At 42.2% G+C, this 12,497-nt stretch carries 8 protein-coding genes and 1 riboswitch; of the genes, 5 read left to right on the top strand and 3 right to left on the bottom strand.

The window, feature by feature from the left end:
* Positions 1-138: 138 nt before the first annotated feature.
* A complete protein-coding gene (locus P2W71_RS22615; RefSeq protein WP_276373675.1) occupies positions 139-3,321 on the bottom strand; it encodes an FG-GAP-like repeat-containing protein in 3,183 nt (1,060 codons plus the stop codon).
* Positions 3,322-3,416: 95 nt separating this feature from the next.
* Positions 3,417-4,742, bottom strand: a complete 1,326-nt coding sequence (locus P2W71_RS22610; RefSeq protein WP_276373674.1) for a PorP/SprF family type IX secretion system membrane protein — start codon at positions 4,740-4,742, stop codon at positions 3,417-3,419.
* Positions 4,743-4,981: 239 nt separating this feature from the next.
* Between P2W71_RS22610 and P2W71_RS22605 the strand changes: the two genes are divergently transcribed.
* Positions 4,982-5,779 (top strand): outer membrane beta-barrel protein, encoded by a 798-nt coding sequence (locus P2W71_RS22605; RefSeq protein WP_276373673.1) that lies wholly within the window; start codon positions 4,982-4,984, stop codon positions 5,777-5,779.
* Here the strand turns inward: P2W71_RS22605 and P2W71_RS22600 are convergent.
* Positions 5,776-6,669 carry an ethanolamine ammonia-lyase reactivating factor EutA gene (locus P2W71_RS22600; RefSeq protein WP_276373672.1) on the bottom strand — a complete coding sequence of 298 codons (894 nt, stop codon included), beginning with the start codon at positions 6,667-6,669 and terminating at the stop codon, positions 5,776-5,778. The genes P2W71_RS22605 and P2W71_RS22600 overlap by 4 nt on opposite strands.
* Before the next feature lie 302 nt (positions 6,670-6,971).
* A riboswitch (SAM riboswitch) is annotated at positions 6,972-7,085 on the top strand.
* A gap of 49 nt (positions 7,086-7,134) precedes the next feature.
* Between P2W71_RS22600 and P2W71_RS22595 the strand changes: the two genes are divergently transcribed.
* From P2W71_RS22595 to metF, 4 genes are all read left to right on the top strand, one after another.
* Positions 7,135-8,160, top strand: coding sequence for a homocysteine S-methyltransferase family protein (locus tag P2W71_RS22595; RefSeq protein WP_346659970.1), 1,026 nt, complete (start codon positions 7,135-7,137; stop codon positions 8,158-8,160).
* A gap of 177 nt (positions 8,161-8,337) precedes the next feature.
* On the top strand, positions 8,338-11,022 hold the full coding sequence (gene metH / locus P2W71_RS22590) for a methionine synthase (RefSeq protein WP_276373671.1): 2,685 nt from the start codon (positions 8,338-8,340) through the stop codon (positions 11,020-11,022).
* A 61-nt stretch (positions 11,023-11,083) separates the two neighbouring features.
* Complete coding sequence (locus P2W71_RS22585) at positions 11,084-11,482, top strand: four helix bundle protein (RefSeq protein WP_276373670.1); 399 nt, start codon at positions 11,084-11,086, stop codon at positions 11,480-11,482.
* 19 nt (positions 11,483-11,501) lie between these two features.
* Positions 11,502-12,458 (top strand): methylenetetrahydrofolate reductase [NAD(P)H], encoded by a 957-nt coding sequence (gene metF, locus P2W71_RS22580; protein WP_276373669.1) that lies wholly within the window; start codon positions 11,502-11,504, stop codon positions 12,456-12,458.
* Positions 12,459-12,497: the final 39 nt, after the last annotated feature.

The raw sequence follows: 12,497 nt of genomic DNA, 5'->3' as shown, positions 1-12,497 counted from the left end.
ATGACACTATCTGTTTATTTATTTGATACTAAAAACAGACGGCTTTTTAGGTGTAAGTTTTATGCAGCGGTTAGAGGAATCCCTGCTATACACAAAACCTATGCCGACTCCAAAATCATTAGATTCCGCCATAGAATTCTATCGTAACAATGTTATACTTCCCGATCTGGGCGCACTTTCTTCGCCTTCACAACGTATGATGTAGTAGTAAACACCATCGGGTAAACGTTTTCCGTTAAAGGAGCCATCCCAATCATTCATGTATGGCTTTGCATTAAAAACTTTTACGCCTTTATCGTCAAAGATAAGCACCTCGCACTGCGGGTATTCATCAATTTTTTCAACCTTCCAATAGGGACTAACCAGGTCTTCATTAGGTGAAAAGAAGTTCTCGGGCTTCAATTTTTTTACAATAGCTTCACCCCGCACCTTCACATCAATGGTTGCTTTGCCTTTACAATTGTTGATGTCAGTGCCGGTAACCTCATAAGTTGTCGTAACTAACGGTAGCGCTATGGGGTTGGCGAGTAACGGATCTGATAATGTCTCTTCGGGTGTCCAACTGTAACTTTCGAGCCCCGAAGCTTCCAATTGAACGCTTTGTCCTTCATCTATTATTTCAGGTGTTGCAATGACCGTTACTTCTGGTGCAGGAAGATTTGTAATTTCTTTGGTTGCTTTCAATTCGCAGCCGTTCACTGCAGTGACCGTCACACTGTACGTTCCGGCTTCTGTAATATCAATGGTAGGTGTAACCGCTCCAGTACTCCAGGAATATGAATTGAATGTTCCGGCTACAAGAAGTTTTAATTTTTCTTCAGGGCATAGCTCAAACTTATTCAAATCACTGGAGATGGAAACTGCAGGCGCATCGGTGATGGTCAAACCAGGCTTGGTGAGTGTCACAGGGCAAGCATTGCTTCCATAACTCACTGTTAGTTTTACTGTAATAGCGCCGGTGTTCGCGTAGATATGTTTCGGATCCTTTTCCGTAGAGATGTTTCCATCCCCGAAGTTCCATTGATAGCCTGGTGTTACTTGATTGTCAAAAGTAGATTGATTGGAGAAGGAAATTTCCTGGCCTTTGCAAGCTGATGCAGGCATTGTAAATGCAGGCACTGGCAGCGTTACAACTTTCAACGTTGCGCTGGAGGAGGTCACAGTAGGGCAAGCTGGATTTGACGAGTCTGCGGTATAATAGAAATTTCCAGATGCGCCTATCGTATGCGTTGGTGTTGTTGCGCCTGTAATTATTCCCGAAGTAGTTTCATACCACTGGTAAGTAAAGCCGGGAGCGTTTGGGACAATTGTCAATTGTTTGAGATCGCCGGAGCAAATAACATCTGAACCTGAAAATCCAACTTTAAAATCAGGCAAATCGATAGCCTCAACCAATGTAGACTCGCGGCGCGCTATGCATCCACTGGCAGCCTTGACATCTACATAGTAGCGTCCCGCATTTACTAATTTGAAGTTTGTAACAGGTGAAGGGTTAATGCCTGTCCCTGTATAGTTTTCAGGACCAGACCATTCATAAGTGAATCCTGCGCCCAGGTCATTTGATATTTTGAGGGCCAACGTTTGACCTACACAAACAGGGCCGTCGTTGATAGGTAGCGGGTCTCCTGCGGCTCCGGGGGAGATTGTCACCTTTACTATGTTTGAAAGCTCGTTGCATGAGTTGCTTTCAGAAATAGCTTTAACGACGTAATCGCCGGATACCACAGGTGAAAATGTTTCCGTACCTGCTACGGTTGTATTTGTTGTCGTATTGGTCCACTCGTAGGTGACTCCGCCGCCTTTTGTTGCTTTTAATTCCAATGGGAATCCAGCACATACATTTAGAGGTCCTTCAGGCTTTATGAAGGGTACCATACAATGTTTATTTCTGAATACGGAAATCTTTGATGCCGGAATATTAAGGTTATTATCATCAATGCTGGTGAACACTAAGTCAGGTTTACCATCAGTGTCGACATCACAAATGGCGATATGGCGATTGATATAGGTTGTAGGCTGTATGAATTTCTCAAAGGAAAGATTTCCGCTTGTGCTGGTATTGTTTAAAACGGTTAACGATTTCTTTGTAAGCGATGCAATAGCGATGTCTATTTTACCATCTCCGTCCAGGTCTCCAAAATCGATCCCCCAAGGTGTTATGTCGGTTTCGATAGTTTTGAGACTGCCAAAGGCGAGTGACGTTGTGCTTTGGTTTAGAAATATTCCAATGCCTGCTGAGACAAGTTGTGTAAAAGCGATGTCTGCTTTACCATCTCCATCAAGATCACCGACACGAATATTTTTTATCGGTGTACCAACTGTCAACGTTTTTATGTCTCCTGCGGCAAATGAGCCAGGTGAACTTTTATTTTCAATGACATAAATATTTGAGTTCGTCTGAAATTGACTGGTAACGATCTCTGGTAAACCATCGCCATTTAAATCTTCTGCGGCAAGCCCTTCTGTTGTTACTGCTCCTGGTATGACCACATCGATGGGCGGTGTGGGAGAGAAGGATATGGCCGCGACCGAACTTTGATTTACTAAAACAGTTACTGAATTGCTTCCCTGAGAAGTGACGATCAACTCCGGCTTTCCATTGGCATCCAGGTCTGCTATTTCTATTCGCTTTGGGCGTTTACCAGAAAGTGTTATCGGTGCGGGTGGAGCGAAAGAAAAGTTGCCAGGCCCAGTACTTCCATTTTTTAAAATGAAGACTTTATCTGTAACTCCACTTTCCGTTGCAACAAGGTCTGGCTTACCGTCACCATTCAAATCCCCACATTTGATGTGGAGCGAAAGTGACGCAATGTTGACGGCAGTTTTACTGGGGAAGGACACCGTGCCTACAGTGGAACCGTTAGGAAAAATATTAATGAACTTAAAATTGTCACTGGCAGTAGCGACATCAACCTTTTTATCGCCGTCGAAATCGCACATGCAAAGATCGTATAGGCCTTCCGATACCGCAGCGCCGGCTGGAAAGTTAAATTGGCCCTGGAGATTGCTAAGTTCAAACCCTGCATTGCCATTGTAATTCAATAAAAATTGCTTTTTCGTGTAACCCGATAAGCCCGTAGTCACATTTGTCACGGCGATACCGGAGTAGGTTGTTCCCGAAGGAACCTTGACCTCCAGAATTTGATCAGAGATGGAAACTATATCCGCTTTGGCTGCACCAAAAGTCACCGTGATTTTACTGGCGTCAGTTCCAAAAAAGGCACCTTTAATAGTTACCATTTCCTCAACGTGTCCAGACCATTTATCAACAGATTTAATTTCTGGCTTTTGTGAAAATGCAGTTAAAACTGTACTTATCATAAAAGTAAAGAGACAGACAGCACGCACAGTATTTTGCATTTGTTTCATTATCCTTGAATCCTTTTCACAGCCTTCAATGTAACCTGAATTTAAGGTTACTTGTCGCTCGTTACGACCAATAGACGTGCTTCCTTGAGTTTCGTGTAAGACTTAAGATTTCTGATCTCTTCGTTAGCCTCAGAAGCTTTCAATGTTTCAAGAACGTGAACGTAGTATTTTTTATCCTGAGGATTATAGAATATCTCAGCATTGAATTTTTCGGTGATTAGTTTCTTCTTGTAATTGTCAGCTTGTGTAAAATCATTAAACACACGAATCACTACATAGTATTTCTTTTTAGCAGTTCCCTGTTCTGCGTTGAGCTTATTCGGATCGTCTCCAGTGTCCTGGAATCGTGCCGTGTGTTTTTCATTTGGTGTTTTTGTTAATGTAGAGCGGAGAACTGGTGCGGCACGTTTGAATTTTTTGATGCTTCCTAGCTTAAGCCCCAGGATTACTTCGTGCGAACCTTGTGAGAAGCCGTCCTGAGGTTGATTGTTAGGCTCATAAGAATATCCTAAAATGAATCGCTGTGTATTAATTCCCAGATTTCCTGTGAATCCGTAAGGCAAGCGATAAGACCCACCTAGCCAGAAGTTTTGAGTTAAATTAAGTTTGCCGAGCAGTTCGAACTGGCTGTTGCCATATTTGGAATATTTGTAGTTGAAATACATTTCCAGTGGCGCAATTGCCTCCTGCGTTTTTACTTTTCGCTTCAGCCCGCCTTTCTTGCGACTTACAATCTTGCTCTCAACTTTTCGCTTGTAATAAATAGTGACAAAAACGTTATCTGCGGGAGAGACTGTAGTGTTGGAAAAGCTGGCATCGCTGTTATAAACGTTCGGAAAAAGTTGAGGAAAGGAAAAACCGACGTTTAATCCGGAGCCCGATCGATAAAGTGCCCCGAAGCCCGCTGCGGGTTGAATATTGTTGGCCAAATAATTTGCTATGGCTGGGTCATTGGGGTCGCTCACCTTGGTAAGGTCAATGGAATTTGTTATCGCCCCGCCCGAAAGGCCAAGAAACAGCCAGTTTTTTTGCCCCATAGGTACACCGTAGGCATAAGATAAAGTGAAGTCGGTAGTGTTTAACAATCCACGCTTATAGGAAGAAAATTTTGCGCCTATACCCGCCCGTGATTCATTTAACAAAGTGTTAATTGTCAACGCAGAAACTGTCGGCGCTCCTTCGATATTCATCCACTGTTGTCGGTGTAATGCAAAAATCTGGGTATATTCGGTAAGTGCTTCAGCCGGATTGTATAAAAACGGATTGATGTAAAAACTGTTATAGACTGGAAAATTTTGAGCATGCGATGTTGTATATGCAAAACAGCATAGACATAGCGTTAATGAGAGTATTAAGTTAAAAAAATAGCGCATTCACATCCATTAATAAGGACAAAAGCCAAAAAGTCACTTTAAAGAAACAGGGGTATCGACAACTTATCGTTAAAAAATAGTCTTGGCCTGTAAGTGAACTATTGTCCCGGTGAAAAGTCACTTCATAGTAACTCTCGAATATACAGCGTTTTTTCGTTCCATTCTTTCAACTACTTACCTACCTTACCTTTGCTGAATTAATATGATGTAACTTTTTAGACTCTTTAATCAATTTTTTTGTGAAAGCTTCCTTTGTGCTTTTAATTTTCATTTTAATACTTGAAAAACCAGCGTTTTCTCAGCTGCTGGTTGGACCTGAAGTTGGCGTAAATTACTCATGGACTTCTTTTCGCGAGAGTGATTTAAAAGACCGATTTTCTGTTGAACCTGTGATTGGTTTTCATGCTGGTGGACATATTGCCTTCAAGGTTCGGAAACGTTTTTTTCTACACGCTTCTTTGCTGTACTCAAGTAAAGGAAGGCTATTGAAAAGCAATTATGACAGAATGCTGAAAAGCACCTCACGCTACAGTTATATAGATCTGCCTGTTAACTATACCGTTGACTTCAAAGGTAAAATCGGCAAGAGTAAAGAGTTTAAATATTTTTTGGGTATTGGTCCCAACATCAGTTATTGGTTGGGTGGCAGCGGCAAATTTTATAATTCAGAATTAGAAGAGGATAACCTTGGTGAGCTATCTTATAAAATAAAGTTCAACCCGGCGGAAACAGATGCGTCAGAAGACATCATGGGAGTAACCCGAGCGAACAGACTTCAACTTGGCCTGAATGCTGTTGCCGGCATAGTATTCGAACCGTGGGTTAATCAACGTATTATGTTTTCCGTGCATTACGAACGGGGTCATAGTAATCTAGCAAAATCAGATGGTAAATTTTCCGGGTTGTATTATGCCGAACCATTTAAGGCCCGTAACCAGGGCTTTAGAATTTCCTTAGCTTTTTTGGTTGATTTAAAAACTGAAGAACGGAAGAAAGGCAAAAGCACAATTGATAAACGCAGCCTCAACAAGCGTTAGAATTCAATTTTTTTCTGAAGAATGTTTTTTTCGTAAAGATGGAAAATTATTCCATCCTTCAGGCCTACTTCAGGAACCAGAATGCTTCCTGCGTGTGCCCACTCCATTACTTTAAGATAAATATTGCTGGCGGGAATAATTACGTCTGCTCGATCCGGGTTCATCTGCAACTTGTAAATCCGTTCTTCAAGCGAATAACTTTCAATCATATCACGGATTTGTTTTACCTTTTTTATGGAGATTGTTTTACCGGGTTTTGATAACGCCAGTTCAAATATCTTACTGATGTTACCGCCGGTACCTACGGCGGTAACCTTTCCATAACTCTTTTTAATATTTTCCTTCACCCATTGCTCCATATGCTGCCACATGATCGGTGAATCAGTATGCTCGAGCACACGTACAGATCCGATCTTAAATGAGCGTGTTTTAATTTTTTTACCATCTGTATATAAGTTCAGTTCTGTACTGCCACCCCCGACGTCAATGTGTAAATAAGTTTTTGATGATAAATAAGAACTGATCGCACGATTAATAAATTCTGCTTCCCGGTTGCCATCAATAACATGAATGAATACGCCGACTTCTTCCTGTACCTGAGTCACAATTTCCTGACCGTTTTCCGATTCACGCATGGCTGAGGTAGCACAAAACATATAGTCGTCTACTTCATAAAGTTCTAGCAACAAGCGAAATGCTTTCATCAACTTCTTAAACTTTCCAATGCTTTTCTCGCTGATTCGCCCGCTGCTAAATACATCATGTCCTAGCCGCAGTGGAAAGCGAACATATTCAAGTTTTTTTAACAGCACTTGCGGAGAGTGATCCAATACCGTAGAGATCTGAAAGCGGATTGCGTTTGAGCCGATGTCAATTGCTGCGAGTTTCAATACGAACGGATAGTTTTGTTAGATAAAGTAGTCAGTTGCGTATGCATCATAGACAAAACTATCAAAGTTTAAGCAATGTTGTGTGATATTACCGGTTATTGAAGCCTTATTGCTTTCTGTATGGTTTTGAATTCGATTGCAGTGTAAGCGTTAAGGGTATTCCTCACAAACGGATCGTTACAGGTGGACCTGGCAAGTTCAACGGCCGCTTCCAACCCCCAAACTCGTGCTGACGACTTCAAGGATTAGAACTTCAACACCTCAACACTTTGTATATTCACATCTTATACTTTTATTTGCATTGCTTATCCAGAAAGATCGAGGGTTTGGGCCCTATGACATCTTAGCATCCTATCCTGCCGTCTGGCGGGGTGTTGTGCTAAATCCCATCCGCCACCTGGTGGAAAAGATAAGTAAACCCCTTACGCCGGGCTCTCTGGACAGCACATCTAAAAAAGAGAGTCTATGAAAATTGAAGACATTTTAAAGGAAAGAATTTTGGTGATTGATGGTGCTATGGGCACAATGATTCAACGCCATACGCTAACGGAAGAAGATTTTCGAGGGGAACGCTTCAAAAATCATCAGTATCCGTTGAAAGGAAATAACGATATCCTTTCTATAACTCGCCCTGATATCATAAAAGAAATTCATCGCTTATATTTCGAAGCCGGGGCGGATATCGTTGAGACAAATACATTCAGTTCAACGACCATTGCACAAGCTGATTATCATCTTGAAGATGCTGTGTATGATTTGAATTATGAATCAGCAAAGATAGCGCGTGAAGTTGCGGATGAATTCACCAAACGCGAGCCAAATAAACCAAGATTTGTGGCGGGCGCTATGGGGCCAACCAATAAGACCGCATCCCTCTCGCCGGATGTCAATAATCCTGGCTACCGTGCAATTACATTTGATGAGCTCAAAGTAGCATTCAAACAACAAGCCCAAGCGTTGCTTGATGGCGGCGTTGACATGCTTCTTCTCGAAACCATTATCGATACCTTGAATGTTAAGGCTGCTTTATTTGCCATACAGGAATTGTTTGAGGAAACAGGCAAGCGTGTTCCGGTGATGGTATCGGGTACCATTACCGATGCCAGCGGAAGAACGCTGTCAGGACAAACTACGGAGGCTTTTTTGATTTCCGTTTCTCATATGCCGTTATTAAGTGTGGGACTAAACTGTGCTTTGGGCGCGTCTATGCTTCGCCCTTATCTGCAGGTACTCAGTGACAACGCACCATTTTTTGTCAGCGCATATCCCAACGCCGGGCTACCCAATGAGTTTGGCCAATACGATGAAACGCCCGAAAACATGGGTGCGCAAGTGGAGGAATTTTTAAAAGAAGGTTTGGTAAATATCGTAGGAGGATGCTGTGGTACAACGCCAGAGCATATTAAAGTAATAGCTGAGTTAGCGAAAAAGTATAAGCCGAGAAAAGTACATAGTGTACTCTCCTTGGCAGATGGTCAGCAGGCATCATAAATTTTGGTATGAGCACTGACAGGACTGCGACTGATGGGTGAGAATTCATCGGAGCGAGGATGGGATAAAAAATGCTTTTTTAAAATTACTGACCTACTAAAATTCAAGCGTAAAAAATTTAATAAAAAGTAAATACCTGAATCATGGCCCACTCGCCATGAACTTCATTTTAAAACTATGGATCCATATACCCTGAAGCTAAGCGGTCTTGAGGCCGTCGAAATCACTAAACAATCCAACTTTGTCAACATCGGTGAACGTACCAACGTTACTGGCTCCGCTAAATTTTTGAAACTTATTAAGGAGGACAAGTTTGATGAGGCACTGGAGGTAGCACTTGACCAAGTGCGGGGCGGGGCTCAGGTGATTGATGTAAATATGGATGAAGGGATGCTTGATTCAGAAGCGGCGATGGTAAAATTTTTGAACCTGATGGCTTCCGAACCGGAGATCGCGCGTATACCCGTCATGGTCGATTCTTCAAAGTGGCATGTCATCGAAGCCGGACTAAAATGCCTGCAGGGAAAAGGCATTGTAAACTCCATTAGCATGAAGGGCGGGGTTGAGGAATTTATCAGGCAGGCCAAACTGGTAAAGCGCTATGGGGCAGCCGTTGTGGTGATGGCATTTGATGAAGATGGACAAGCTGATACTTATGAGCGAAGAATTTCAATCTGTAAACGGGCATATGATATTCTTGTCAACGAAGTTAAGTTCCCACCACAGGATATTATTTTTGACCCTAATATTTTTCCCGTCGCCACAGGTATTGAAGAACATCGTAACTATGCTGTTGACTTTTTCAGGGCGGCGAAATGGATCAGAGAAAACCTTCCTCATGCGCATGTTAGTGGTGGGGTAAGCAATGTCTCCTTTAGCTTTCGCGGAAATCAGAAAGTGCGCGAAGCAATGCACACAGCATTTTTATACCATGCCATAAAGGCTGGTATGGACATGGGTATCGTAAATCCATCAATGCTCGAAGTGTACGATGACATTGACAAAGATTTGCTTGAACGCGTTGAAGACGTTTTACTGAACAGACGCGCTGATGCCACCGAACGTCTACTTGATTTTGCGGAAACAGTTAAGGGATCTGCAAAGAAAAAAGAACTGGATGATGAGTGGCGAAAGGGGACGGTTGAGGAAAGGATTACACACGCTTTGGTAAAAGGCGTAATTGATTATATCGACCAGGACACGGAAGAAGCGCGCCAAAAGTATGGGAGACCATTAAACGTCATTGAAGGGCCACTCATGGCGGGTATGAATGTCGTTGGTGACCTGTTTGGGGCAGGAAAAATGTTTTTACCTCAAGTGGTAAAAAGTGCACGCGTTATGAAGAAATCAGTCGCCTACCTCACTCCTTATCTTGAGGAAGAGAAAAGAAACAGCGGTGGTGTTGATAAACCGGCAGCAAAGATACTGATGGCAACGGTCAAGGGCGATGTTCACGATATAGGAAAGAATATTGTCGGTGTCGTGTTGGCTTGTAATAATTATGATGTTGTTGATCTTGGTGTGATGGTGCCGTCGGAAAAGATTATTGAAGCTGCTAAGCGCGAAAAGGTGGACATGATTGGCCTCAGTGGACTTATCACACCATCATTGGATGAAATGGTGCACATGGCAAAAGAAATGCAGCGGGAAAAAATGGAAATGCCGTTGTTAATCGGCGGTGCAACTACGTCTCGCATTCATACCGCTGTTAAGATAGATCCTGTTTATGACGGACCTGTTGTTCACGTGCTGGATGCTTCTCGAAGCGTTCCAGTGGCGAGTGAATTCATCAACCCTGATACCTTTAAGAACATAAAGACTAGATTCAAAAATGAATATGCCAAACTCCGGGAAGACTACGACAAGCGAAAAGAACAAAAGAATTATATCTCGTTAGTAGAAGCGCGAAACAATCAGGTGAAGATTGATTGGCAAAAAACATCAATAACAAAACCAACTTTCATCGGCAACAGATCATTTATAAACTTTCCATTGGACGAACTTAGAAAGTATATTGACTGGACACCTTTTTTTCAGACATGGATGTTAGCCGGACGTTATCCTGGAATATTTAAAGATCCCATTGTTGGAACAGAAGCACAACGGTTATTCGATGATGCGCAGAAAATGTTGGATCAGCTTATTCAAAGCCGCAGCTTGCAGGCGAATGGTGTTATCGGATTTTATCCGGCGGTTCGAACGGATCAGGACGACGTAAAAATATTTAAGAAAGAAGGCGAATCTCCCTTCGCGACATTTCATTTTCTCCGCCAGCAAAATAAGAAAGCCCAAAATCTTCCAAACTTTTGCCTGGCTGATTTCGTTGCGCCAGAGTCGTCAGGACGGCAAGATTATATAGGGATGTTTGCCGTAACCGCAGGTATTGGTATCGAAAAACTTTTAGCGAAGTACAAGGAAAACCAGGACGATTATTCTGATATAATGGTCAAAGCATTAGCCGATAGGTTGGCTGAAGCTTTTGCGGAATGCTTGCATGCAAAAGTACGCCATGAATTATGGGGTTATGCTGCTGATGAAAAATTGAGCAATGACGAATTGATCGCGGAAAAATACCGCGGCATACGTCCGGCCCCCGGTTATCCTGCCTGTCCGGATCATACTGAAAAAGGTATTCTGTTTAACATCCTTGATGCAGAGAAAGCTGGAATAATACTCACAGAATCCTATGCCATGTATCCGGCCTCTTCTGTTAGTGGCTTTTACTTTGCCAATACCGAATCAAAATACTTTGGCCTCGGAAAAATTGAGAAAGACCAGGTTGTTGAATACGCCCAGCGCAAGGGAATGAGCGTGGAAGAAGTGGAGAAATGGCTCGGTCCGAATCTGTCCTATGATGTGTAAGGGTTGTGTTTAAGTGTTTAAGTGTTTAAGTGTTTATGTTAGCCATTAGTTCGAAAACATTATGAGTAAAGTGACAAAATTTGAGGATTTGCGCTGCTGGCAAGAAGCCCGCAAGCTTGTAAAAGAAATTTATCTTGTAAGTGAGCATGGAAAACTCGCCAAAGATTTCGATACAAAAAGTCAAATAAAAAGGGCTGCCCTTTCAACAATGAACAATATCGCCGAAGGTTTTGGAAAATTTAGCGCTAAAGAGTTCATTAGATATCTAGATACGGCAAGTAATTCTGTTTCGGAAGTGAAAAGTATTCTTTACGTTCTGCACGATTTGAATTATTTAGAGCAAGAAAAAACACAAGAACTTCAGGCAAAATCTGATGAAGTTAAAGCGCTTACGGTTGCGCTAATTAAATATTTAGTCAATCGCCGAGATACATCCACACCCAAACACATAAACACGTAAACACCTACGCCCATCGTCCATGAAAGTCTGTGAACACTTGAAAAGAGCAAACGGTAAATCGTTATTTACAATTGAAATTCTGCCTCCGCTGAAGGGTGAGAATATTCAGATGTTGTTTGACAATATCGATCCATTGATGGAATTTAAACCACCATTTATTGATGTAACTTATCATCGGGAGGAGTATGTCTATAAAAAAACGCCAAGCGGACTTCTTGAGAAAAGAACAACGCGGAAAAGGCCCGGCACTGTTGGTATCTGTGCAGCGATACAAAACAGGTACAAGGTAGATACTGTGCCACATATCATCTGCGGCGGATTTACACGTGAAGAGACTGAGAATGCTCTAATCGACCTTCACTTTCTCGGTATCGATAATGTCCTTGTGCTCCAGGGCGATGCTATTAAAACAGAGTCACGATTTATTCCCGAACCAGATGGATATAGATATGCCTCCGAGCTGTTGGAACAGGTTGTTAAAATGAACCGCGGTATTTACCTGGATGAAGAGTTACAGAGCACTTCTCCTACCAACTTTTGTATCGGTGTAGCTGGTTATCCTGAAAAACATTTCTCGGCCCCTAATCTAAAAGCGGATTTGAAATATCTTAAGCTAAAGGTCGATCTGGGAGCAGAGTATATCGTAACGCAAATGTTTTTCGATAATCAAAAATATTTTCAGTTTGTGGATGAATGCAGAAAGGTAGGAATCAATGTTCCTATTATTCCCGGCATAAAACCCCTCACAGGCAAAGGACAGCTTAATATACTTCCCAAGACTTTTCATATTGATATTCCTGAAGAATTGTCGGACGCGGCCGAAAAATGCAAAGATAACGCTGCTGTCAAGGAAGTAGGGATTGAATGGTGTATACAGCAGTCGAAAGAACTGATGAAGCACAATGTGCCAACACTTCACTTTTATAGCATGGGTAAGTCCGATCCGATTTACCGCATAGCAAAAGAATTATTTTAGGTTATCTTTAACATTCCAGTTATGTAGGTTTGTTATTAA

Source organism: Chryseolinea sp. H1M3-3 (assembly GCF_029360725.1).
GTDB lineage: Bacteria > Bacteroidota > Bacteroidia > Cytophagales > Cyclobacteriaceae > Chryseolinea.
This window is presented reverse-complemented; position numbering and strand designations above follow the sequence as displayed.